Source organism: Streptomyces sp. NPDC054863, assembly GCF_053610825.1.
The window spans coordinates 1-24410 of record NZ_JBSGZD010000103.1 but is presented as its reverse complement, the minus strand read 5'-3'; the positions used below and the strand labels follow the sequence as shown (position 1 = coordinate 24410).

General features: G+C 73.7%; 21 protein-coding genes. 16 read left to right on the top strand and 5 right to left on the bottom strand.

Annotated features, from left to right (window positions below; genetic code table 11):
* From ACWGIG_RS19725 to ACWGIG_RS19695, 7 genes are all read left to right on the top strand, one after another.
* Positions 1-1413: LuxR C-terminal-related transcriptional regulator (locus ACWGIG_RS19725; RefSeq protein WP_453322909.1), on the top strand; the 1413-nt coding region annotated here is incomplete at its 5' end.
* Positions 1414-1540: 127 nt separating this feature from the next.
* Positions 1541-2209, top strand: a complete 669-nt coding sequence (locus tag ACWGIG_RS19720) for a DUF4360 domain-containing protein (RefSeq protein WP_453322908.1) — start codon at positions 1541-1543, stop codon at positions 2207-2209.
* Positions 2210-2317: 108 nt separating this feature from the next.
* Positions 2318-3112, top strand: a complete 795-nt coding sequence (locus tag ACWGIG_RS19715; RefSeq protein ID WP_453322907.1) for a phytanoyl-CoA dioxygenase family protein — start codon at positions 2318-2320, stop codon at positions 3110-3112.
* Positions 3113-3254: 142 nt separating this feature from the next.
* Complete coding sequence (locus tag ACWGIG_RS19710) at positions 3255-4976, top strand: sensor histidine kinase (RefSeq protein WP_453322906.1); 1722 nt, start codon at positions 3255-3257, stop codon at positions 4974-4976.
* The gene (locus ACWGIG_RS19705; protein ID WP_453322905.1) at positions 4973-5641 is read left to right on the top strand and encodes a response regulator; all 669 of its coding nucleotides are present in this window, start codon (positions 4973-4975) and stop codon (positions 5639-5641) included. Before ACWGIG_RS19710 ends, ACWGIG_RS19705 begins: the two co-directional genes overlap by 4 nt.
* An 870-nt stretch (positions 5642-6511) precedes the next feature.
* Positions 6512-7294 carry an ABC transporter ATP-binding protein gene (locus tag ACWGIG_RS19700; RefSeq protein ID WP_453322904.1) on the top strand — a complete coding sequence of 261 codons (783 nt, stop codon included), beginning with the start codon at positions 6512-6514 and terminating at the stop codon, positions 7292-7294.
* Positions 7295-7375: 81 nt separating this feature from the next.
* Positions 7376-9997: an ABC transporter permease gene (locus ACWGIG_RS19695; RefSeq protein WP_453322903.1), complete on the top strand. Its 2622-nt coding sequence runs from the start codon at positions 7376-7378 to the stop codon at positions 9995-9997.
* 12 nt (positions 9998-10009) lie between these two features.
* On the opposite strand, the gene ACWGIG_RS19690 is transcribed toward ACWGIG_RS19695, so the two are convergent.
* Both ACWGIG_RS19690 and ACWGIG_RS19685 read right to left on the bottom strand, forming a co-directional pair.
* Positions 10010-11167 (bottom strand): 4-hydroxy-3-methylbut-2-enyl diphosphate reductase, encoded by a 1158-nt coding sequence (locus ACWGIG_RS19690; protein ID WP_453322902.1) that lies wholly within the window; start codon positions 11165-11167, stop codon positions 10010-10012.
* Between the two features lie 166 nt (positions 11168-11333).
* Positions 11334-12707 carry a hypothetical protein gene (locus ACWGIG_RS19685; RefSeq protein WP_453322901.1) on the bottom strand — a complete coding sequence of 458 codons (1374 nt, stop codon included), beginning with the start codon at positions 12705-12707 and terminating at the stop codon, positions 11334-11336.
* A gap of 227 nt (positions 12708-12934) precedes the next feature.
* Here ACWGIG_RS19685 and ACWGIG_RS19680 point away from each other — a divergent pair, with 227 nt between their 5' ends.
* From ACWGIG_RS19680 to ACWGIG_RS19645, 8 genes are all read left to right on the top strand, one after another.
* Positions 12935-13936, top strand: coding sequence for an acyltransferase domain-containing protein (locus ACWGIG_RS19680; protein ID WP_453322900.1), 1002 nt, complete (start codon positions 12935-12937; stop codon positions 13934-13936).
* Between the two features lie 110 nt (positions 13937-14046).
* Positions 14047-15996, top strand: coding sequence for an acyl-CoA dehydrogenase family protein (locus ACWGIG_RS19675; protein ID WP_453322899.1), 1950 nt, complete (start codon positions 14047-14049; stop codon positions 15994-15996).
* The gene (locus ACWGIG_RS19670) at positions 15993-17171 is read left to right on the top strand and encodes a 3-oxoacyl-ACP synthase III family protein (RefSeq protein WP_453322898.1); all 1179 of its coding nucleotides are present in this window, start codon (positions 15993-15995) and stop codon (positions 17169-17171) included. Before ACWGIG_RS19675 ends, ACWGIG_RS19670 begins: the two co-directional genes overlap by 4 nt.
* Positions 17168-18040: an SDR family NAD(P)-dependent oxidoreductase gene (locus ACWGIG_RS19665; RefSeq protein ID WP_453322897.1), complete on the top strand. Its 873-nt coding sequence runs from the start codon at positions 17168-17170 to the stop codon at positions 18038-18040. The genes ACWGIG_RS19670 and ACWGIG_RS19665 overlap by 4 nt, the downstream gene beginning before the upstream one ends.
* A gap of 34 nt (positions 18041-18074) precedes the next feature.
* The gene (locus ACWGIG_RS19660; protein WP_453322896.1) at positions 18075-19208 is read left to right on the top strand and encodes a beta-ketoacyl-ACP synthase III; all 1134 of its coding nucleotides are present in this window, start codon (positions 18075-18077) and stop codon (positions 19206-19208) included.
* Positions 19181-19450 (top strand): acyl carrier protein, encoded by a 270-nt coding sequence (locus ACWGIG_RS19655; protein WP_453322895.1) that lies wholly within the window; start codon positions 19181-19183, stop codon positions 19448-19450. The genes ACWGIG_RS19660 and ACWGIG_RS19655 overlap by 28 nt, the downstream gene beginning before the upstream one ends.
* Positions 19447-20688: a beta-ketoacyl-[acyl-carrier-protein] synthase family protein gene (locus tag ACWGIG_RS19650; protein ID WP_453322894.1), complete on the top strand. Its 1242-nt coding sequence runs from the start codon at positions 19447-19449 to the stop codon at positions 20686-20688. The genes ACWGIG_RS19655 and ACWGIG_RS19650 overlap by 4 nt, the downstream gene beginning before the upstream one ends.
* A gap of 505 nt (positions 20689-21193) precedes the next feature.
* Entirely contained in the window at positions 21194-21655 is a 462-nt protein-coding gene (locus ACWGIG_RS19645) for a DoxX family protein (protein WP_453322893.1), read from the top strand.
* A gap of 46 nt (positions 21656-21701) precedes the next feature.
* Here the strand turns inward: ACWGIG_RS19645 and ACWGIG_RS19640 are convergent, their stop codons facing one another.
* Both ACWGIG_RS19640 and ACWGIG_RS19635 read right to left on the bottom strand, forming a co-directional pair.
* On the bottom strand, positions 21702-22202 hold the full coding sequence (locus tag ACWGIG_RS19640) for a class I SAM-dependent methyltransferase (protein ID WP_453322892.1): 501 nt from the start codon (positions 22200-22202) through the stop codon (positions 21702-21704).
* 32 nt (positions 22203-22234) lie between these two features.
* Entirely contained in the window at positions 22235-22804 is a 570-nt protein-coding gene (locus ACWGIG_RS19635) for a MepB family protein (protein ID WP_453322891.1), read from the bottom strand.
* 104 nt (positions 22805-22908) lie between these two features.
* On the opposite strand from ACWGIG_RS19635, the gene ACWGIG_RS19630 reads away from it, so the two are divergent.
* Entirely contained in the window at positions 22909-23463 is a 555-nt protein-coding gene (locus tag ACWGIG_RS19630) for a maleylpyruvate isomerase family mycothiol-dependent enzyme (RefSeq protein WP_453322890.1), read from the top strand.
* 58 nt (positions 23464-23521) lie between these two features.
* Here ACWGIG_RS19630 and ACWGIG_RS19625 read toward each other — a convergent pair.
* A partial coding sequence (locus ACWGIG_RS19625) for an NADase-type glycan-binding domain-containing protein (protein WP_453322889.1) occupies positions 23522-24410 on the bottom strand: 889 nt, incomplete at its 5' end.

The window sequence follows — 24410 nt, the reverse complement described above, 5'->3', positions numbered from 1 at the left end:
GCCCTGCACGGGCTGATCGAGTACTTCAGCGGATCGGCGGCCCGGGCGGGCCGGCTGTCCGCCGAGGCCGCCCACCTGCTGGCCCCCACCGACCCCGACCAGGCCTCCGCGGCTCTGCACCTGGCCGTACGGGCGCTGTGGTCCCACGGCGACCTCGCCGGTCTCGCCGCCCTGGCGGACGGGCTCCCCTCCTTCGCCGGACGGGAGGACCTCGCCCGGGAACTGACGCAGCGCATCCGGCTCAGCCTGAGCCCCGTCCCCGGGCCCGCGGCCGGGAACGACTGGCCGCGCTCGCAGTTGGTGCGCCCACCCGACGACCCACGGCCGGACCCCGGCCACGTCCCGTCGCTCCACGCGGTCTCCACGGACACCGAGGACCTGGCCGCCGACTCCTACCAGGCCCGCGCCGGCCAACTGCGCCGCACGGGCACCGCCCAGGCCCACCTGCCCGAGGTCCTCACGGAACTCGCCGCCACCGAGATCCTCGCGGGGCACTGGGAACAGGCCGGCCTGCACCTGGGCGAATCCCTCCAACTGGCCCAGGAGTACGGCATGGTGGCCGTCGAGGCGGCCAACGAGATCAGCCTCGGCTGGCTGGCGGCGCTGCGGGGCGACGAGCGGCGCAGCCGTCACCACGTGCAGACCGGGCTGCGGCTCCTGTCGCCCCATCCCCGTACCTTCATGACCGCTCTGGCCCACACCGCCCTCGGCCTCCTGGAGCTCGGCCTCGGCCGCGCGTCCGAGGCCCTGGACCACTGGCTGCCCGTACTCGCCGCCACCGGCCCCTCGGCCCATCCGCCCACCGCCGCGCTGATCGCGGCGGACGTGGCGGAGGCAGCCGCGCTCGCCGGACGCGTCGACGAGGTCCGCGAGTTCTGCACCGCCTACGAGGCGCGCGCGGGCAGCACGGGCACCTCCTGGGTCACCGCCCACCGCATCAGGGGCCTGCTCGCCGAGGACCAGGAAACCGCGCTGACCCACCACGTCAGGGCGGTGGAGGCCGAGGCGACCCGCACCCCCCACCGTCCCTTCAACCTCGCGCGCGCCCACCTCCTGCACGGCGAATGCCTGCGCAGACTGCGCCGCAGGGCGGAGTCCCGCACCGCCCTCGAAGCAGCCCGTACGATCTTCCGCTCGCTCGGCGCCGCCCCCTGGCAGGCCCGGGCGGAGCGAGAACTCGCGCACGGCCTTCCCCTGCCCGCGGACTCCACCGCCCGACTGGGCCTGACCCGGCAGGAATGGCAGATCAGCCGGCAGGCGGCCCGGGGCCGCACCAACAAGGAGATCGCCGCCCGGCTCCACCTCAGCCCCCGCACCGTCGGCCACCACCTGTCCCACGCGTACGCGAAACTCGCCGTGACCAGCCGGACGCAGCTGCGCCACTTCCCGGAGCTCCTCGCGCCGGAGACCTAGCCCCGGCGGCGCAGAAGATCCACCAACTTCACTCGGTGCACACATTCCGTCACACCGTGTTAAATTCTGGAATCGGCCGACCCCACCGACCGGATCGGCAGGGGCGCCGGGACCGAAGGGAACTTCCATGTTCAGAGCGGCACTCATCGGCGCGGCGGCCACACTCACGGCCGCCGTCCTCGCCCCCTCCAGCGCCGTCGCTCCCCCGGCCGGCCCCGCGCAGGCCGGCGCCGCCCCGCAGGACCGGGTCACCATCAACCTCGTCCAGGTCAACGGCTCCGGTTGCCGTCCTGGCAGTGCCGCCGTGGCCGTCTCGCCGGACAACACCGCGTTCACCGTGACGTACAGCGAGTACCTCGCCCAGGTGGGGCAGGGCGCGAAGCCGACCGACTTCCGCAAGAACTGCCAGCTCGGGCTGCGCGTCAACGTCCCGCAGGGGTACACGTATGCCGTCGTCCAGGCCGACTACCGGGGCTTCGCCGACCTGGAGCGCGGCGCGTCGGCCACGCAGAAGGCGAGCTACTACTTCCAGGGGACGTCGGGCACGGACCGCCGCAGCCACACCTTCCGCGGACCGTACAAGAACAACTGGCAGGCCAGCGACCGGACGGGCCTCGAAGCGCTCATCTTCGCGCCGTGCGGCGTCACCAGGAACTTCAACATCAACACCGAATTGCTCGTGGACGCCGGAAGCTCCAACACGAAGACGACCAACAGCTTCATGACGATGGACTCCTCGGACGGCAGCTTCAACACCAAGTACCACTTCTCCTGGAAGAAGTGCCCGGTGCGCTGACGGTTGCCGCGCAGGTCAAGGCGGGCTGCTCCGCCTGAGCCGGCACCCGACAGAGGCGGTGCGGGAAATGTCGGGTGCCGGGGACCGGTGCCGCCGCACGATGGGGCCATGGACGACACGACCTTGGTATCCCGATTCCTCCGCGACGGCTTCGTGAAGCTTCAGGGCGCCGTCGCGCCGCGCGTGGCGGCGGACTGCGCGCGGCTGCTGTGGCGGGAGACCGGCATGGACCCGGACGATCCGGCGACGTGGACGCAGCCCGTGCACTGGGTGGCCGGCCTGGCGCAGGGACCGTTCGCGGCCGCACCCAACTCCCCCTCCCTGCACCGCGCGTACGACCTCCTCGTCGGCGCGGGACGCTGGGAGCCGCGCTACTCGCTGGGCACGTTCCCGCTGCGCTTCCCGCACGCGACGGAGCCGGACGACGCGGGCTGGCACATCGAGGGGAGCTATCTGCCGGAGGGCGAGAGCTGGTACTTCACCAATCTGCGCTCCCGGGGCCGGGCACTGTTGATGCTGTTCCTGTTCAGCGAGGTCGGTGCACAGGACGCCCCGACCCGGATCCGGGTCGGCTCCCACCTGGACGTACCGAAGGTGCTGGAGCGGTACGGGGAGGAAGGGGCCGACGGACCGGCCCTCGCACCCGACCTGGTGGCGGCGTCCGACCACCGGGAACTCGCCCTCGCCACCGGGTCCCCCGGCGACGTCTTCCTGTGCCATCCGTTCCTGGTGCACGCGGCCCAGCCGCACCACGGGACGCGGCCACGCTTCATGGCTCAGCCGCCGCTGATGCCGGCCGCACCGTACGAACTGGAGCGGGCCGACGGCGCGTACTCCCCCGTGGAGATCGCGATCCGCCGAGGCCTGGGACGGGACGCCACTGCTGCGCCTCCGGGAATCTGAACGCTGCTGGCATCCGCCGCGGCCCGAGCGCGCGGGGCGGGGCACCGGACGGTGTGCCGGGGTGTGTCTCTGCCGAAAGGCAGAGGCTCCGCTCGGCCTTCAGGCGTACGCCCCTGGCCTGCGGTGGCCGATAATCGACCGTATGCCCTCCCTCCTGTCCCGGCGGGCCGGTGTCGAGGCGGTGTGCGCGGGTGTCCTGGTGATCCTCGCGTTCCTGGTCGTGAACGAGCTCGGCAACGCCCTGCCCGCCGCCCTCCGGGTGCTGCTCGTCCTGCTCGCGATCGGCCTGCTCGTCGTGCGGCGGCGGTGTCCCGTCAGTTCCGTGCTCGGGCTCGCCGCCCTCGTCGGCGCGGTCCCGGCCGTGGGGCTGCTCACCGCCGTCGCCTCGTACACCGCATCCCGGCAGCTCGTCGACGCCCGGCGCCGCGGCGTGGTGCTGCTCGTGGGCAGTGCCCTCGCCACCGCCTGCTGCGCGGTGTCGGCCCCGTCCTCCGGGATCGGCCTCTACCCCGTCGGCCTCGCCGTCGGCGCGGTGCTCGCCACCACCACCGTGCTCGTGCCCGGCCTGGTGGGTGCCGCCGCGGGCCAGCAGGACCGGCTGCTGCGGGCGCTGCGGGAGCGCACCGCCGCGGCCGAGGAGGCCGAGCGTCAGGCCGACGACGCGGCCCGGCTCCACGAACGGTCCAGGATCGCCGCCGAGATGCACGACCTGGTCGGGCACCGCCTCAGTCTGATCTCGCTGCACGCGGGCGGCCTGGAGCTCGCCCTGCAGAAGCAGGCGCCCGACCTCCAGGACGAGGCCGCCCTGGTGCGCGGCGCCACCCAGGACGCAATGCGGGAGCTGCGCGAAGTCCTGGGCGTGCTCGGCCCGTTGGGCCGCGACACCGGCACCGAGGCCCTCACCGATGCCACCGGCACCCGCTCCGACGTCGAGTCCCTGGTCGCCGAGTCCCGCGCCGGCGGCTTCCTCGTCGACTTCGCCTGGGAAGGACCCGACCTCGACGGCCGCGAGGCCCGGGTGCGCCGCGCCGTGCACCGTGTGGTGCGCGAGGCCCTGACCAACGTGCACCGGTACGCGGCCGGCGCCCGCGTCGACGTCCGCATCACGCACGACGAGCAACGGGTGACGATCGCGGTGCGCAACGGCCCGACGCCCTCCGGTGCCGGGACCCCGGGCCGGGTCGGCACCGGGCGGGGGCTGACCGGGCTGCGCGAACGCGTCGCGCTGCTCGGCGGCACCCTGGACGCGGGCCCGGCCCCGGCCGGCGGGTTCGCGGTGTCGGCGGGCCTGCCGGCCGAGCCGGACCTGTCCGCGGAGGCAGGCCAGGCGGGCCCGGCCGCGTACGCCGAGCAGCCCGAAGGGCCCTCCGGGCGGGCCGGGACCGCGGTGCGGCGACAGCTCGCCGGCGCCGCGGCCGGGCTGTTCGGGCTCGCCGGGGTGAGCGTGATGACGCTGTTCGGGATGACCCTCGTCGGCGAGGTGACGCCCGGCCCGAAGATCGAGAAGCCCGGGCCGCCGCGCATCGGCATGAGCCTCCAGGAGGTACGGTCGGCCACCTCCATGGACAGCGCCGAGGCACGTGCCGCGGCGGTGGGGCACGAGCCGGCCCGCCCCGAGTCCGCGACCAGCTGCCTGTACCCGTCCTCGGCGAGCGGTCCTGAGCGCCGCGCACGGGGCGAACTGGCGCTCGTCCGCTACTGCTTCACGGGCGACACCCTCACCGCCATCGACCGCTTCACGGTCCCCCTGGTCACCGAGCCACCCGGCACCCCGGCGCCCGCGCCACCTTCGGCACCCCCTTCGCCCACGCCCACCGGTTCCACGGCGGGCGCACCCACCGGCCCCCAGGAGCAGCAGCCATGACCGAGCCCGCCGCCGTCCGTGTACTCCTCGCCGACGACGAGGAGCTGATCCGGCACGGCGTACGTCTGATCCTGCGGCACGCCGACGACATCGACGTCGTCGGGGAGGCCGCGAACGGCGCGGAGGCCGTGGAGCTCGCCGCCGAACTCCGGCCGGACGTCGCCCTGGTGGACGTCCGGATGCCGGTGCTCGACGGGCTCGCGGCGATCGAGCGGCTCCTGGCCCTCGAACCGGCGCCGCGCGTCGTCATGCTCACCACCTTCGGCGACGAGGAGAACGTGACGCGTGCCCTGCACTCCGGCGCCACCGGCTTCCTGCTCAAGGACGACGGCCCGCGGGAACTCATCGCCGCGGTACGCGCGGCGGCGGCAGGCGACGCGGTCCTCTCCCCCGGCGTGACCGGCACCGTCATCCGCCGCATGTTGCAGGGCGGCTCCCCGCACGCCACCGACGACGGCAGCGCACGCCTCGCCCGGCTCACCGACCGCGAACGCGAGGTCCTGGTGATGCTCGGTCAGGGACTCGCCAACCTGGAGATCGGGCGACGGCTCGGCATCGGCGTGGGCACGGTGAAGACCCACGTCGGGTCCATCCTGGAAAAGACGGCCTGCGAAAGCCGCGTACAGGCAGCACTCCTCGCACACCGAGCGGGCCTGGTCGCCTGAGGGCCGGAAACCGGAAGCCGGAAGCCGGAAGCTGGGAACTGGGGGCCGGGAGCCAGCCAGAGGCCGGAGGCCACGAGCCGGGGGCCGGAAGCCGGATCCGGAAGCCATAGCCGGAAACCATAGCCGGAAACCATAGCCGGAAGCCGCGAACCGGCGCCGGAAGCCAGAGGCCGGGGGCAGCGAACCGGGGCCGGAAGCCGAGGGTCGCGAACTGGGGCCAGGAGCCAGAGGTCGGGAGCCGAGGGCCACGAACCGGGGCCGAAAGCCGGAAGCCGGAGCCGGAGGCCAAGGCCGGAGGGCCACGAACCGGGGCTGGCAGCCGGGAGCCAGGGCCGGTTCGCCCGCAGGGCCAGGGGCCAGGGGCCAGGGCCGGAGACCAGGGGCCGGGACCGGGGCGGAAGCCAGGGCCGGGAGCCGGGGGCCGGAAGCCGGGGGCCGGGACCGGGACGGAGGCCGGGGCCCAGACCGGGACCGGGGCGGAAGCCAAGGCGGGGGCCAGGAGCCGGGGCCGAAGCCAGGAGCCGGGGCCGGTTCGTGCGGAGGGCGAGGGTCGGGGCCGGGGTCGGTTCGCCTCAGGTGTGCCCCGGGGCGCGATCAACTTCCGTCGGCATCACAGCGGTTGACGGGCCCTTGGTGGCCTTGGTGGCTGGTGGCCGCTCTCCGACCTCCCCATCCGCCCCCTCTGCCCAAAGTAAGACCCCCGGTCCGCCGCAAGGACCACGCCTCCACACCCCGCCCGACCTTCGGCAGGCCGCGCATGCACGCCCTGAGACCTACGGATCGGCCGCAGCGCGCGCCGAGCATGGAACGAGGCCGACCAACCACCCCGGTCGGCCCCTGTCCCCACGCCCAAGTCACAGGAGAGCAGCCGTGTCCCATGGAGCCGCACCCGCCCCGATCCACGCCCCGGCCACCCACGTCGCGGCCCGCGCCACCGGGCTCAGCAAGGTCTACGGCACCGGGGAGACCCGCGTGGTCGCCCTCGACTCGGTCTCGGTGGAGTTCGGACGAGGCCGCTTCACCGCGATCATGGGCCCGTCGGGCTCGGGCAAGTCGACGCTGATGCACTGCATGGCGGGTCTCGACTCCGTCACCTCGGGCTCTGCCCGGATCGGCGACACCGAACTCGCCAGCCTGAACGACCGCGACCTCACCCGGCTGCGCCGCGACAAGGTCGGCTTCGTGTTCCAGGCGTTCAACCTGCTGCCCACGCTCACCGCGTACGAGAACATCACGCTGCCCATGGACATCGCGGGCCGCCGCCCGGACCAGGAGTGGGTCCACGCGGTCGTACGGACCGTGGGCCTGTCGGCCCGCCTCCGCCACCGGCCGGGCCAGCTCTCCGGCGGGCAGCAGCAGCGCGTCGCCGTGGCCCGCGCCCTCGCCTCCCGGCCGGAGATCATCTTCGCGGACGAGCCGACCGGCAACCTCGACTCCCGCTCGGGCGCCGAGGTCCTGGGCTTCCTGCGGCAATCCGTATGGGAGTTGGGCCAGAGCGTCGTGATGGTCACCCACGACCCGGTGGCCGCCGCGCACGCCGACCGCGTCGTGTTCCTCGCCGACGGGCGCCTCACGGACGAGCTGATCGCCCCGACCGCGGAGGGCGTCCTCGACCGGATGCGGCGCTTCGACGCCACAAACCGTACGAGTTGAGCCACACACACCGCGCCCTCACGCCCCCGCGCGCCGTACCTCCCGTCATTCCCGTCACTCCGGACCCTCTGGACCTTCTCCATGCTGCGAACAGCCCTGCGCAACGTCCTCGCGCACAAAGCCCGACTGCTCATGACCGCGCTCGCGGTGACGCTCGGCGTCGCCTTCGTCTCCGGCACCCTCGTCTTCGGCGACACGGTCACGGACGCCTTCCGTGCCGCCTCCAGCAAGAACCTCAAGGACGTGGCGGTCTCGGTGCAGGCCGACGTCCCCGGGTCCGGGGAAGGAGAAGGGGGAGGGGGAAGGGACCGGGAAGGAGACGGGGGCGGGAAGCCGGTCGTCGGCCTCGACCCCCGTCTCGTCGACCGCGTCCGCGACCTGCCCGGCGTCACCTCCGTGCGGCCCTCCGTGAACGGCAGCGCGACCCTCGCCCGCAAGGACGGCGAGCCCGTCAACGCCGACAGCAACTGGCAGAACCTGGCGTCCGACTACGCCCCGGGGGCCGACGGCAAGGACGCCCGGTACCCGTTGGCGTCCGGCCACGGGCCCGCCTCCGAGGGCGAGTTGGCGCTGGACACGACGACCGCGGAGAAGGCCGGCTACCGGATCGGCGACACCGTTCGGTTCGCCACGACCGGCCCCGCCCTCACCAAGAAGCTCGTCGGCACCGTCCGTACCGAGGACCCCCGGGTCGTCGCGGGCGGCACTCTCACCCTCTTCGACACGAGGACCGCTCAGGGGCTGTTCCTCTCCCCCGGCCGGTTCGACGAGATCTCGGTGGCCGCCGCGCCCGGCACCGACCGGCGTGCCCTGACCGAGCAGGTCCGCGCGCTGCTGCCGAAGGAGGGCGCGACCGCGACGAGCGGCCCCGAACTCGCCGCCCGGCAGGCCCGGAAGACCGAGGAGAACACCGAGGCGCTGACCAAGATGCTGCTGGTGTTCGCCGGGATCGCCCTGTTCGTGGGCGTGTTCATCATCGCCAACACCTTCACGATGCTGATCGCCCGGCGCACCCGCGAGATCGCCCTGCTGCGCGCCGTGGGCGCCTCCCGCCGTCAGGTCGTACGCTCCGTACTCGTCGAGGCCGCAGTCCTCGGACTCGCCGCGTCCGTGGCCGGTTTCGCCCTGGGCCTCGGCATCGCCGCCGGGCTGCGTCCGCTGCTCAACGCGGGCGGTGCCGGGCTCCCCGCAGGACCGCTGGTCGTCTCGCCCGCCGTACTGCTCTGCTCCCTGGCCGTCGGCGTCCTGGTCACGGTGCTCGCCGCCTGGCTGCCGTCCCGCAAGGCCGCGAAGATCGCCCCGGTGGCGGCGCTCAGCAGCGTGGAGGCGCCCACCGCGGTCCGTGGCATGCGTGTACGCAACGTCCTCGGCGTGCTGCTCACCGGCGCGGGCGTCGCCGTCATGCTGTACGTGTCGACCCTGGGCAACGGCGCGCAGAAGAACCTGCTGCTCGCCATGGCCGGCTCGTGCCTCACCATGACCGGCACGATCGTGCTGGCCCCGCTGCTGTCCCGGCCGCTGGTGTCCCTGGCGGGCCGGGTCACCACCCGCTTCTTCGGCGTCAGCGGCAGGCTCGCCCGGGAGAACGCGCTGCGCAACCCGCGCCGGACCGCCGCCACCGCATCGGCCCTGATGATCGGCCTCGCCCTGATCACCGGCCTGACCGTGGTGGGCAACTCCGCCCACCAGGCCGTGGGCAAGGCGGCCGTGCAGGGCCTCACCGCCGACTACCGGGTCGTCAACGCCTCGTACCTGGGCCTGGATCCGGCCCTCGGCGACAAGGTGGCCGACGTCCCGGGCGTCGCCGGAGCGACCCCTCTCGCCTCGGCCGGCCTGACGGTGAACGGCCAGTACGCCGTGGTCTCCGGCGTCGACCCGCAGCAGCTCGACAAGGTCGCGGACCTCGACTTCACCGGCGGCTCGGCCGACGCGGTCGGGCCCGGCAGGATCGCGGTCTCCGAGACCTACGCGCAGCAGACGGGCCTGCGGACCGGCAACACCGTGCGGGGCCACTTCACCAAGGACCTGTTCGCCCCGGAGTCCGGGAAGCCGGCGCGCCTCAGGAACCTCGCCGTCGTCGGCGTCTATCGGGAGAACCCCGCCCTGGCAGGCGTCGTCGGAGACCTCGGCGACGTCCTGCCGTACGCCGAGGGCGGCAGGTACGAGAGCGTCCTCGTGAAGGCCGAACCCGGCAGTTCCGCGGGCCTCGACCGGGAGATCCGCTCCGCGCTCGGCAACAGCCCGCTGCTGAAGGTGCAGAGCCAGGAACAGCTCGCCAAGGAGGGCTTCGCCGAGATCGACCTGATGCTCGACATGATGTACGGGCTGCTCGGCATGGCCGTCGTCATCGCGGTCCTCGGCGTGATCAACACCCTGGCCATGTCGGTGTCCGAGCGCACCCGCGAGATCGGCATGCTCCGCGCCATCGGCCTGGACCGCAGGGGCATCCGCCGGATGGTCCGCCTGGAGTCGGTCGTCATCTCGCTGTTCGGTGCGGTCCTCGGCATCGGCACCGGCGCCTTCCTCGCCTGGGCGGGCGGCAGCCTCACGGCCTCGGGCCTGCCCGAGTACACGACGGCGCTGCCCTGGCCGCGGCTTGCCCTGTTCCTCGTACTGGCCCTGCCCGTCGGCATCCTCGCCGCGATCTGGCCCGCCGGCCGGGCGGCCCGACTGAACATGCTGCAGGCGATCAACTCGCGGTAGCGCGCGCCCCGTTCAGCGTTCTTCCCGGTTCGAGGGAATGTCGGCCGGGCCGGGTCCCGCAGGCCCCGGGACCCGTCCCGGGGCGGGCAGGTGCTGCCGTGCGGGCGCCGGTTCCCGCCGTGAGCGGACCGTGCGGCGGACCGTGCTGCACGGTCCGAGCCCCGCCAGGACTCCGGCCACGGCGTTCCGCCCGGCGCCGGTGGCTCCTGCGTCGACGAGGGTGATCGTCGCGGCGTCCACATGCGTGGTGCGGAGCTCGTCCAGGGAATCGATCGAGTGGACCGGGACGCCGAGGCGTTCGGCCGCCGCGCGGGTCACCGCCGCGCCGGGGTGGTGGCCGGAACCCGTGACGAGGACCAGGTCGCTCTCCTGTACGACGGCCTCCGCCGCCTGCCACCAGTCCGTCATCGCATAACACCACTGGCTCGGATGCTGCCCGCGCAGCCCCGGCAGTCGGCGGCGCAGCACGGCCAGGACGGGCGACAGCCGAGCAGCCGGGGTTCCTGGGGTGACGACGAACGCCAGAACGGACGGGTCTTCGATCACGAGACTCACCGCCTGTTCGGGCGTGCGGATCTCCGTCAGGCCGGCCCGCTCCTCTACGGTGAACGGTGCTTCGGCCGCCGTGGCCGGGAGCGGGCCGCCGATCAGCAGGACGTGGTCGCCGCGCTCCCGGAAGGCCCGGACCGTCGCCGCGGCGTCCTTGGCGGCCTGGCAGCCGGCCGAAGCGGGGCAGCCGCACACGCTCCACCGTGCCGCGGTCTGCGCCGGGAGGGAGAGGGCCGGGGCCGGGGCGAAGTCCTGGTCGGGCAGGAGCAGGCGCCGGGTACGCAGTACGGACCGCCACTGGCGGATCTGGCCGCGTGCGAAGGACAGTGCTTGCTCGTCGTCCGCCCGTACCGCCACGGCCAGACCGGTGGTCACCGAGTGACGGTCCTCGTAGGAGACCGTGATCAGGCTGAATTCCGCGGTGTCCGCGGCCAGGTCGTGCGCGGTGAAGGCCCGTTGCCCGGGAGGGGTGCCCGCCCGGTCGGCGGCCGAGGAGAGCAGCGGGTGCGCGGGACAGCGCACCTGCCCCCTGCGCGGGTGGGTCCAGGAGGTCGCGACGGTCAGAGGTGCTGAGGGAGGAAGTGCACAGGGGAACTCTTCCAGAAGGACGCTGCGGTTCATGGTCCTGTTCGATGGTGTGGGTGCGGAAATGCCGGGAGGGGAAGCCCGGTCGAGGCGGGGGACTCCGCGCTCACTCACCAGCGTTGGGCATCGGGGGCCGCGGCAGAATGCTTTCTTCACCCCGCCGGGTGACTGCCAGTTCCAGCCAACCCGCAGCGGCGGCGGATCAGCGGTCGGCCTGGCGCACCACCAGTGACCCGGCCCGATCCAGCACGGGCGGGACGCCGCGGTGGGCGGAGTGGGGACGCAGACGGGAGATCAGCACGCGCAGGTGGTCGTGGACCCGCGCGCTGCTGACGTTCTCATAGAGGTCGAGGAAGGCGCTCCAGGTCCGGCAGGCCCGGTCGAGGTGCCCCGCGTTCAACTGTGCCTCGGCGAGGGTCGCCAGGCTGATGGACCGTGCGCGGTTCTCCTCCTGGGGGCGCCCGCGCAGCGAGGACTGGAGGTGCTGGGCCTCGCGCGCGTGGTCCGACTGTGCGCGGGCGGCGGCGGCGTGCTGGAGGGCCAGCGAACTGGAGTGGAAGGCACCCACCGGAGTGGGAGAGCTGTCGGAGGCCTCCAGTCGCTTCTCGGCATCGATGAAGTGCCGGGCGGCGGCCCGCCCGTTGCCGATGTGTGCCTGGGTGACGGCCAGATGCCCCAGCAGCAGGGCCTGTTGGTGCGCGGGGGCCTGCGACGCACCGACGCGGACGGCGAGTTGCGCCAGGGTGTCGGCCTCCCGTACGTGTCCCAGCGACAGCGCCTGGACGCTGAGTCCCCGGGCGCCCAGTGCGAACCCGACCCGGTCCCCGGCCTCGCGGGCCAGCTTGATTCCGGTGAGGTAGTACTGCTGGGCGTGGGCCTGGAGGTTGGCGTCGAAGTGGGTGAAGGCACAGAGGTACGTCAACTGGTTCGCCACGGTGAGGAGTTTGCCCCGCACCCCGGGTGCGGTGCTCTGCCGGAGCCAGGCGGTCATGGTGGTGGCCAGGTAGGCGCGCAGCGGATCACGTACCTGGCCGCCGCCGAAAGCCGCTTCGTGCCGGGAGAAGAGCGAGAGCAACAGGTTCGCGGCAGTCACGTCCGGTGGGGCCGGGGGCCCCGTCCTCGCGGCCGGCAGGGCGCTCGGCAGCAGGGAGTCCCAGCCCGGCACGAGGAGCGGGGCCACGGAGAAGACGCCGGTGCGCGCGGCGTCGCGGCGGCCGGCCAGGGCCCCGAGCCGCTCCAGATCGTCCAAGGCGGATCCGCCTCCCCGTGGTGTCCGGTCCGGGCCGCGCCGAGCGCGCGGCGCGGCGAGGCCAGTTTCCACGGCGTCGACGCTTCTGCCCAGGTGGCGGGAGAGAACTTCTGCCGCGAACTCGGGCACGGGAGGGCGGGGTCTGGTGCCGGCCAGCCAGTGGCTGACCGCTGTCCTGTCGTAGGACACGGCGAGGCCGAGTTCGGCGGCCACGGTGTTGATCTCGCGTGCGAACCGGGCCCCGCTCCACCCGGCTTCGCGGAGCAGGGCCCGCAGCATCTGGTTCGGGGGGCGTCGGGTCGGGTTCGGCGGTCGGGGCGCGGGCAAAGCGGTCTCCTCCACAGGACGGCGGACGGGAGGCGCGGCTCGGCGGGAGCCGAGAGGAGTTTCAACATCGGCTGACTTTCAACACCTTGGCGCCGTGCGGGAGACCGTGCCGGGCCGGAACTGGAGCACGCTTCAGAGTGCGGCACAACCGGCCCACACGTCCATGCCGCATATGCCCCGCCGAAACCCGCGGCGGGCGGTGGAGGTCACGTCGGAGGGAGTGCGTCATGCCCACTACGGTCCATGTGTTCCCCGGTCAGGGGGACTTCGCCCTCAGCGTGCTGCTGCGCGGGACTGCCGGGTGGCAGCCCTTTCGGCACACGGCGGAATCCGTGTTCGAGGAAATCGACGGGACGGCGGTGGGCCGGGGCCTGCGTCCGCTGCGTCCCTGGCTCTTCGGCGACCGCCCGCCGGGTGGCAGGGAGCTCGCGCACGCCGCCCCCGGCACCCTCCAACTCGCCCTGTTCGGCGCGAGCATGAGCGTGCACCGCGCGCTGTGCGCCCGCCTCGGTGAGCCGGACGCGGTGCTCGGGGTCAGCTTCGGGGAGATCGCGGCGCTGACCGCGGCCGGCGTCTACACCGTGGCCGACGGTGCGGGCATCGCCCATGATCTCGCTCTCGTACTCGCCACCTGTCCCGGAGGCCTGACCCTCCTGTCCTGCGACGAGCGCGCGGCGCAACGGCTGATCGTCCTGGCGGACACCGCGGACACCGTCGTGGCCTGTGTGAACGACGACACCGAGACCCTGGTGGGCGGTCCGCTCGCCCAGTTGGACCGGGTGGAGGAGCAAGCGCGCCACAGCGGAACGGCGGCCGTGCGCCTACGGCTCCCCTTCGGTTCCCACCACCCTTCGTACACCTCCCAGGCGCAACGCTTCGCGCGGGCCGTGCGCCGCTACCCGGCCGCCGAGGCCCGTACCGCCGTCCATTCGGCGGTGGCGGGCAGACGCTACGCCGAGGACGACGACCTCGCGCTGCGGCTGGCGCACTGCCTGGTCCGGCCCGTCCGGCTGCCCGACGTCCTCGGGCGGCTCGGAAAGCTCCGTGCTTCCGCCTTCTACGAGGCGGGCACCGGCAGCGCCCTCGTACGCAGCGTCGGCAGGGTGCTGGCCGCCGACGGGCCCACCGTCCACGCGCCGCTCGCGGACGGCGACTTCGACTGGGCGTCGCCCGCCCGGGCCGGGCTGCCGCAAGCCCCCGCCGGGCTGCCCGAAGCCCCGGCCACCTGACCGGAGACGGTCGGCCACCCCACCTTCGTCTCCCCTCACCTTCCTTCGTACGCATCCCCGCACACCCCCGCGCTCCCGGACCCCCATGCCGAACCCCCTGGAGGTGCTCTGTGTCCACCGGGTCCCCCACCCCGCCGGCCCCGTCGCTGGTGACTCATCTGAACCGTCTCGCCCACGGCACGTGCCCACCGCACGTCCTGGATCTGCTCCACAAGGCACTGGCCTGCGACCCCGCTCCCGGGGACGGGCCGCCGACGTCCCGCGAGGAGCGCCTGACCGGGCGGCTGCGGGCCCTGTGCGACTGCCTGCCGCCGGCCCGGGAGCTGCTCGCCGACCCCGACCAGCTCGCCGCTGTGCTCTCCTGGGCGGCGGTCAGCGACCCCGCGCTCTGCATGACCCTGATCACCCACCAGGTGCTCTGCCTGGGGTCCATGGCACAACTGGCACCGGACCACGGCGCGTTGGCGGACGAGTTCGACGCGCTGGAGACCGGGCGGGCCAAGGGCGGCTACCTCATCACCGAGGCGGGCCAGGCCAACAGCCATCTGGCCACCCGGACCGAAGCCGTCTTCGACCCGGAGACCCGCGAGTTCGTGCTGGACACCCCCGACGACGGGGCGGCGAAGTTCTGCGGGGTCGCCGCGCACGGGGCGCCGCGCACCGTCGTCGTCCTGGCCCGGCTGCGGGTGCGCGGCGACGACTGCGGCGTCTTCTCCTTCGTGGTGGACCTCAGCGACGGCCGCGGCCCCCTGCCGGGGGTGGGGATCTCCTCGCCGCTCGAACTGGGCGCCCTGCCCCTGGACTACGCCCTCGTACGGTTCAGCGGTGTCCGACTGCCGTACGAACGGTGGCTGCGCGACGACGCCTCCCTCACCGCGGACGGCGTCTTCCTCGACCCGCTGCCCGGCCCCGACGACCGGCTGCGCCGCACGCTGTGCGTGGGCCAGGGGCTCTGGGGAACGCTGCCGTCCGCCGCCGCCGCCATGTCCCGCCAGTCCGCGGTCCTGGCCCTGCGGTACGCGCGACAGCGCCGCACCCAGGGGCGGCTGGCTCCCGGCACTCCGCTGCTGTCGTACCGGAGCCATCAGTACGCGGTACTGGGCGCCTTCGCCGAGGCGTTCGCCCTGACCTGCGCCGCCGACCGGGCCAGGGCCCTGCTTCGGCCGTACGGCCCCGCACCTGGTCGCCCGCACGGCCGTACGGCGGACGACGACGGCACTTCGGACGCGAGCGGCGCGAGGACCGGCCGGGCGATGACCTTCGCACCGTGGTCGGCCGTCAGCCGCCCGCTGTCGGCCTACAAGGCGCACTCCGTGCGCGCCGCCGCCCGCGTCACCGCGACCTGCCAGCGCCTCTGCGGCTACTCGGGCCACCTCGATGCCAACCGGCTGGCCGGATACCACGGCTTCCACCACGCCTTCGACGCGGCCGGAGGGGACAGCCAGCTGATCCTCTACGACCTCGGGCAGGCCCTGGTCGCCGAGGCCGACCCGGCCGCCCCGCCGGAGGACGACCCGTCCTTCCCGGCCGCCCCGTCCGAGGACCCGTCCTTCCCCGACGCGTCGGACCCGGCCTGGTGGCCCGCCGTCGTCCAGGCCCACGAGCGGCGGCTGGCCGGGCAGCTGCGGCGCGTCCACGACGCACGAGTCGCCCGTGGCGCCGAAGGGTTCGAGCTCTGGAACCCCCTGCTGCTCAGGACGGGAGAGCTGGGCGAGGTCTACGCCGCCCGGCTCACCGCGCAGGACGTGGCGCGGTCCCTGGGGCGCGCCACGGACCGGGCGACGCGGGACACCCTGTCCGCGCTCGCCGCGCTGCACGGTGTGGTCGCGGCCCGGCACTGGGCCGGATCGCTGCTCGCCTCGGGCACCCTGCGGCCCGGCCGGACGGCGGGACTGGAGCAGACCGCCGATGAGCTGTGCGACCGGCTGGTGCCCCAACTTCCGCTGCTGGAAGAGGCGTTCGGCCACCCGGCGGCCCTCGTGGGCGCTCCCCTCGCGGCCGACGACTACCCGGGAGCACTCGTCACGACCCTGACCTGGCACCAAGGAGCTCCGACATGACCACACGTCCCACGGGCCGGCGCATCGGCGTCCTCGGCATGGGCAGCTATCTGCCCCGGCACATACGGACCAACGAGGAGGTGGCGCACACCGCAGGCGTGACGGCCGACTGGATCGGCCGGCGCACGGGGGTGCGGTCGCGGCACACGGCGGCACCGGAGGAGGCCGCCTCCGACCTGTCCGCGGCTGCGGTACGGGCCGCCGTCGCCGCGGCGGGCATCGACATCGACCAGCTCGACCTGCTGATCGTGGCCACCTCCACGCCCGACGAGCTCGGTCCTTCCACCGCCTGCCGGGTGCAGGCGCTCACCGGGGCCCGGCGCGCGGTGGCCCTCGACGTCGGAGCGGCCTGTTCGGGATGGCTGTTCGCCACCCAGGTCGCCCACAACTGGCTCACCGCAAACCCGTCGGCCCGGTACGCGGCGGTGGTCGGCGTCGAGGTCTACTCGAAGTTCCTCGACCCCGCGGACCGGGGCACCGCCGTCCTCTTCGCCGACGGCGCGGCGGCCTCGGTACTCGGGTCCGTTCCGGCGGACGGCGGTTTCGAGGACTTCCGCCTCGGCTCCGACGGAACGGGCGCGCACCACGTCCTGATCCCTGCGGGCGGCAGCCGGGCACCGGCCAGTACGGACACCGTCGACGGCCTCCGGCACCGGATCCACATGGACGGGCGGGCGGTGCGCGACTTCATCGCGGAGATCTTCCCGGTGATCGTCGACGAGACCCTCACCCGGCACCGGATCGCACTCGACGACATCGACGCCTTCATCGTGCACCAGCCCAACCCGGTCCTGCTGCGCAGCCTCGGCGACCGGATCGGCATCCCGCGCGACCGGATGGCCATCGTCGGCGACGAGGTGGGCAACATCGGCGCCGCGAGCGCCCCGTACGCCCTGGCCAGCGCCGCCGCGCGAGGCAGCCTGCCGACCGGAGGCCGCATCCTCATCGCGGTCTTCGGGGCCGGACTCACCTGGGGCGGAGCCCTCCTGAAGTGGACGGGAGCCCCCTCCATCCGGCTCTTCCCCACCACGGCCGCCGACAGGACCGGCGCCGCCGCACCGCCGCACCGACCCCCACCTCCGTACGCACAGGCAGCACCGGACATCCCGGATACATCGGACGTCCCGGCCCACACCCACGCCCCCGTACGCACCGGGCGAAGGAGCCCCTCATGAGCACCACGACCCACGACGTCGCCACCGCCCCCGCCTTCGACCCCTTCCGGCTCGACGGGGCCCGCGTCCTGGTCACCGGCGCCTCCCGCGGCATCGGCCGCGCGGTGGCCGTGTCCCTCGCCCGCGCCGGAGGCCGGCTGGCCCTGTCGGCCCGTACCTCGGCAGCCCTGGACGACACGGCGCGGCTGCTGGCCAAGGAGGGCCACGACGCGGTGCGCGTGGTGGGCGAACTCGCCGAACCGGGTGCGGCGGGCAGGATCGTCGACGAGGCGGCGGAAGCACTCGGCGGTCTCGACGTCCTCGTGCACAACGCGGGCATCCTGCCCTCGCAGCCCGACGGCAGCCCCGCCATGGTCCCGCTGCAGGCCTCCACCCAGGACTCCTGGGACCAGGTGGTCTCGGTCAACCTCAACGCCACGGCCGCCCTGTGCCGGCACGCGCACCGCCACCTCAGCGTCTCGCCCCGCGCCGCTGTCGTACTGATGTCCTCGCTCGCCGGGGTCGTCGGCGCTCCCCTCATGGAGGCGTACGCGGCGACCAAGGCGGCTCAGATCTCCCTCGTCCGCTCCCTCGCGGTCGGCTGGGCGCGCGACGGCATCCGGGTCAACGCGCTGTGTCCCGGCTGGACCCGTACGGACATGACGGCCTCGGTCCAGGAGGTGGGACCGCTCTCCGACTGGCTGATGGCGCACGTGCCGATGGGCCGGTGGGCGGAGCCCGACGAAGTGGCCCACGCGACCCTCTTCCTCGCGTCCCCGGCGGCGTCCTTCCTCACCGGGCAGGCCCTGCTCCTCGACGGCGGTGCCTCGGTGCCCGACTGCGGACTGGCCGGCATCCCCAAACCCCCCTCGCCCTTCCTCGCCGGGTGACCGGCGCGCCCTCCGGAGATTCAGGAAAGTGCCGATGACAGACCACTCCCCCACAGAACGCACGCCCACGAACCTCGCCCCCACCGCCGTGATCACCGGTCTCGGCTCCTGCCTCCCCCCGCAGGTCCTCTCCAACGAGGACGTGGCCCGCCGCGGCGGTCTGGAGACCACCGACGAATGGGTCCGCACCCGTACGGGAATCGCCCACCGCCGTCAGGTCCGTCCCGGAACGAGCACCGGCGACCTCGCGACGGCGGCGGGCCGCGCCGCCATGGCGTCCGCCGACGCCCGCGCGGACCTCGTCCTGGTGGCGACCACCACCCCCGACCGGCGCTGCCCGGCCACCGCACCGGAGGTGGCGCACCGGCTGGGCCTGGGCACCGTGCCCGCCTTCGACCTCGCCGCGGTCTGCTCCGGGTTCCTTTACGGCCTGACCGTCGCCACCGCGCTGATCCGCAGCGGGGTGTGCGCCAGGCCCCTGGTGATCGGGGCCGAGACGTACTCGACCATCGTCGACCCCATGGACCGGGACACCGCCCTGATCTTCGGGGACGGCGCGGGCGCGGTACTGCTGGGCCACGGCGAGCACGGCGAGCCGGGCGCGGTGACCGCGGTCGACCTGGGCGCGGACGGCTCCGGCAGCGACCTGATCGCGATCGCCGCGGGCGGCTCGCGCTCCCCCGACACCTCCCGCCGCCTGGAGCGCGACGCACGCTACTTCCGCATGCGGGGCCGCGAGGTGTACGCGCAGGCGGTGCAGCGCATGACGCAGTCCTCGCGCACCGTGCTCGCCCACGCGGGCTGGGAGGCCGCAGGGCTCGGTGCCTTCATCGGGCACCAGGCCAACCAGCGCATCCTCGACTCGGTCGCCGAGCGGATCGGGGTGCCCCCGCAGAGCCGCTTCGGCAACATCCGGGAGGTCGGCAACACCGCGGCGGCGTCCATCCCCCTGGCGCTGGCCCACACCGTCGCGGAGCGCCGCGTGGCGCCGGGCTCGCGCAGTCTGCTGACCGCCTTCGGCGGTGGTCTGACCTGGGGTTCGGTCGCGCTGCGCTGGCCGTCTGCCGTGCCGTGCACCGCCGACCCCGAACCCCGTTCCACCCCCGCTCGCACCGGACACACCGCATCCAGGAGGAAGCCATGCAGGCCGTCTACGACCACCTCGTGACCGTGCTCGCCGACAAGTTCGAAGTCGATGCCGCCCTCATCGGACCCGATGTCTGCCTCGACGCGCTGGAGCTGGACTCGCTCGCCGTGGTGGAACTCCTGGTCACCCTCCAGGACCACTACGGAGTCCCGCTGGAGGAGGGCGCGGCCACCGGCGACATGACGGTACGTCAGGTCACCGAGGCGGTCGGGTCCCAGCTGGACGCCGGGCATCCGGCGGCCGGACGGGCGGAGCGGACATGACGAGGAGTCCGGCGCGGGGCGACATCGCCGTCACGGGCATCGGGCTCGTCACGCCCGCCGGAGTGGGCGCCAAGGAGACCTGGGCGCGGGTCTGTGCGGGGCAGCCGACCGCCGCCCACGACCCGTCGCTCGCCGGGCAGCCGGTCTCCCTGTCCTGCCGGGTCCCCGGCTTCGCCCCCCGTACGCACGTGCCGGGCGCCCGGTCCTGGCGGTTCGACAGGTTCACCCAGTTCGCCCTGGCGGCGGCCGACGAAGCGGTACGGGACGCCCGGCTGTCCCCGGCGTCCTGGGACCCGCCCCGGGTCGCGGTGGTCCTCGGGTCCGCGGCCGGCGGCGTCTCGACGTACGAGGAGCAGCACCGACGGCTCGTCGACTCGGGCCCGGGGGCCGTCTCGCCCATGACCCTGCCCTCCTTCCTGCCCAACATGGCCTCGGGGCAGTTGGCGATCGCCCTGGGCGCACAGGGTCCGGCGCTGCACACCGCCACGGCGTGCTCCTCCGGGGCCACCGCGCTCATCACCGCGGTCCTGCTGCTGCGCAGCGGCGCCTGCGACATCGCCGTGGCGGGCGGGAGCGACGCCATGATCACCCCGCTGTGCGCCGCCGCGTTCGCCAAGATGGGCGCGCTGTCCAGGCGCCAGGACGACCCGGCGGCGGCCTCTCGCCCCTTCGACCGCGGGCGGGACGGATTCGTACTGGCCGAAGGGGCGGGCGTACTCGTCCTGGAACGCGGCCCGGACGCCGATGCCCGCTCCGCGCCCGTCCGCGCGAGGCTGGCCGGGTACGGCACCTCCACCGACGCCCACCATCCCGTCGCGCCGGATCCGGCGGGCGGCGGGGTCCTGCGTGCCGTGGCCGAGGCCCTGCGCTCGGCCGGGGCCGCCCCGGCCGACGTCGACCACGTCAACGCACACGGCACGAGCACCCCGCTCAACGACCGGGCCGAAGCCTCGGTGCTGCACCGCGTGTTCGGCGACCGGCCGCCGTCGGTCACTTCGGCGAAGGGGGTCATCGGGCACACCATGGGCGCGGCGGGAGCCGTCGAGGCCGCGCTCACCGTGCTGACCGTCGAGCACGGTCTCGTACCCCCCACGGCGAATTTCCACGAGCCGGATCCGGACACGGCCCCGGTGAACCTGGTGGCCGGAGCCCCCTTGCCGCAGAGTGTCCGGCTGGCCCTGAGCAACTCCTTCGGCTTCGGCGGCCACAACACGGTCCTCGCCTTCCGGCCGGCGTAGCCGCGTGGCCCACCGCCCGGGGGCGCCGCGTGGCCGAATAAATCCCCTCGCGCCGCACTCGCCCGCCGTCCTACGGTGGCTCCCATCCCGAAGATCACCTCCAGGCCTCCGTGCCTGCCCCTGGCGATCTCTGCCCCAGGACAGGACAGGAGCACCACCATGTATCCGCTGCACCCCGACCAGTTGCGCCACCTGCACGCCGCCCGCTCCGTCGATCTCCACGCCTCCTGGGGCGCCCTCGTTCCGCAGTCGGACCGGTATGCGCGGCGGAGGCTGCGCAGCCGACTGCGCACGCTGGGCGTCCTGTTAAGACCATGACGGTTCCGGGCGGGCTCACGGGGCGCCCGGCCCGACCCCGACCCGACCCCGGGCCGGGCCTCCTCGCTACTGCCCCGGGAGTACGCCACGAACCGACAGCCGTACGACGCGCGGTGAAGACGGCCCAGGAGATGGTGAGGACGGAGCAGTGCCTGCTCGCTCCACCACTTCGAACAAGGAGACACCCGTGCTTCCCACGTCTCTCACGCGTTCGGCGGGGCGGTCCGATCCGAGTGTCCGGCGGGTCGAGGCGGCCGGACCGTACGTCCTCTCGCTCTTCCGCATCGTCGTCGGGCTCCTTCTCGCCTGCCACGGTTTCGGCGCGCTCTTCGGCCTGATCGGCCCGGCTGCCGGGCCGCGGATCGACACCGTCGCCTTCGGTTCCTGGCCCCTTTGGTACGCCGCGGTCATCGAACTCGTGGGCGGCACGCTGGTGATGCTCGGCCTGGGGTCCCGTACGGCGGCCCTGGTCTGTTCCGGAGAGATGGCGTACGCCTACTTCGGCACCCATGCGTCACAGGGCCTGCTGCCCCTGGACAACGGCGGTGAGATCGCCGCGTTCTACTCCTGGGCGTTCCTGCTGCTCGTCTTCACCGGACCGGGCGCCCTGTCCCTGGACCGTCTCGTCCGCCGGCGGCGTGCTGTCTGAACGCCGCAGGATCAGCCGGTCGGTCGCCGGACACGCAGCACGCCGGTCAGCATCGGGAGGGTGAACCCCCCGTGGGCGGTCTCCGGTCGGCCCGCGCGAGCCCGGCGACCCACTCGACCCCGTCGTCCATGACGTTCCACAGACCGGCCAGGACTCCGCCGGGTGCGAGGACCCTGGCGATCTCGGGTCCCGCGACGGCCATGTCGAACCAGTGCATGGCGTTGCCTGCCGGCACGGCGTCGAAGGACGCGTCCGGCAGCGGTATCGCCTCGGCGCAGCCCGCCAGGGAACGGACCCCCGGCAGCGAGCGGCGCAGCTCGCCCAGCATCGCCGCGTCGGGTTCCACCGCGGTGACTTCGGCACCCAGCGCGATCAGCGTGGCGGTCAGCTTGCCCGTTCCGGCTCCGAGGTCGAGCACGCGCGGGCCCGACGCGGGCTCAAGGGCCCCACTCACCGCATCCTGCGCGTAGTCGGGACGGTGCTCGGCGTAGGCGGGCGCCACCGCGCCGAACGACGAGGAGTGAAGCGGCCGTTCGTCCTGATCCATCCGGCCATCCTGGGGGCGGGGCCTGGGCCGCTCTAGGGGCGGTAGAGCTCTCGCGCGCGGGCGCAGTCGACGGGCCCGTCCCGGGGCAGCCGCAGGAAGTGGTCCAGCTGCCACTCCTGCGCCTTCCCGGCCTGGCGGTTGGTGGTGGTCACCCAGGGCGGGTAGACGCGGAAGGCCCGTTTGCCGCCGGAACCGTCCGCCGACACGACTCCGTGCCGGTGGAGCGCCTCCGTCGGGATGACGAACTGGCCGAGGTGGTGCTGGTCGCGGGTGCTGATGACGAAGAGGTCGACGGGGTCCGTCACGTCGAAGGGCTGGATGGGGCCGCCGGGGGACCTCTTCCACACGGTGACGAACTGGCCGACCTTGGTGGGCGTCGTCCTGGCTGCGCGGAACCGGATCGCGAGTCCGTCGAGGGTGAACGCGTGGGCGGCGTACTCGGCGCTCTCGGCTTCGGGGACCGGCTGCGAGCAGGTGAACCCGCAGGGGTCGTAGACGAGGGTCTTCGCCGCACGGAGATCGGTGTGGGTGGTGGCCGTGTCCGGCCACGGGGTGGATCCGGCAGGGTGGAGATCGGGTGAGCACTCGCGGTTCGTCGCCATGCGCTCACCCTGCCACGCATGCTTGCGGGGCGTTTTCGCCGGAACGCGATCGCAGGACCTCGATGCCTGCTCAACACTTCCCGTGGGTCGGGAGATGAAGAGGCATGGACACCATCACAGCCCTGGTTCGAGAGTGGGCGGTTGAGGGCGCGGCCTCCGTGTGGCACGCAGTCCCGCAGCAGTCCGTCTGCTGCGTCCTCCTCGTCGTCGCCGTAGTGCGGGCCGTTGCCGACAAGCAGGTGGCCATGCGGCTGGCGGAGCAGTTGGTTGCCGCTCCGGCCGAGACGCTGGAGAGGTTCCGGCGCGTGGTCCTGAGCACGACCAAGCCGCCGCTGCCCGCCGTCGCGATGCTGGGCGAGACCCTCGTGCACGGAGCGGACGTCAGGCGTCCGCTGGGCATCGGCCGTGACTGTCCGGTCGAGGTGGTCACGGCGGTGGCCGATTACTACCGGGGCTCGAACCTCGTGGTCCTTGCCAAGGGTCGTATCGGCGGCCTGCGACTCGTCACGCAGGACGGTCCTCTCACGGCCGGTTCCGGGCCGCTCGTCTCCGGAACCACCTCGGCCCTGGTGATGGCGATGACCGGGCGCTCGGCCTACCGCGACGACCTGGAGGGCGAGGGCGTGGAGCTCCTCCGCAGCCGCTGCGGGACGGCGTGACCGGCGTGACTGCGGAGGAGGTGCCGTGCGTTGCCCGGCTCAGGCTCTGTTGCCCGGCTCAGGCGCCGTCGCCGCGCGAAGGGCCGAAGAACTCGATCTCGGCGAGGGCGACCTGCTTCTTCGCGTCGGCGCCGTAGGCGGACTCGACGGTGAAGCGGACCTTGGTGACGTCCCCGACGCGGAAGGCGCGTCGCTGGCCTCCGGGGCCCTGGTCCAGGGTGAGGGTACGTGTCGTGATCCTGCCGTCCTTCGTGGTGATCGTGGCCTTGAGCCGGTGCGGCAGGGCCGACTCCCCGAGCCGGTTCGCCTTGCTGGAGACGCCCGGTGTGACGATCAGGTCGAGCAGTCGGGTCGGCTCGTCGAAGCGGGCCTCGATCCACTCGCCCTCGCCCGACTCCGGGACGCCGGGGCCCCACCAGGTGTTGCTGTACTTGTCGAAGGCGAGCGCGGGCTTGTGGCCCGGGAACTCGCGCGACGCACCGAAGTCGTCCGGCGTGACGGGGGCCCGCTTGGCGAAGTGGTCACGGGTGGCCTGGACGGCGGTCGGCGCGTTGACCCCCACCACGATCAGCAGGCCCAGGACGACGGCGGCGAACACCCAGCGCAGCACGCTCTCGAAGGTGCGCCGCATCCGGGGGCGGTCGCCCGCCCACGGGGTCTCGCCCCCACCGGAGTTGAACAGGCGGCGCCACCACGGGAGGCGGGTGCGCGACTGCTCCTCCCGCCGGGTCATGGGCATCGCGCAGCGGGCGCAGAAGTGCCGGTCGGGGCGGTTGGGCGTGGCGCACCACGGGCACGGCAGGCCGTTCCCGTCGCCCGCTTCGCGGCCGGGGGCCCGCACCGGGGGCCGGTCCGCGACGGGCCGGCCGGGGAGGACGGGGGCGACCGAGGGGACGTCGGCCGGGCGGCCCTCCGGTTCGGCCACCGGAACGAGCAGGGAGCGGGCC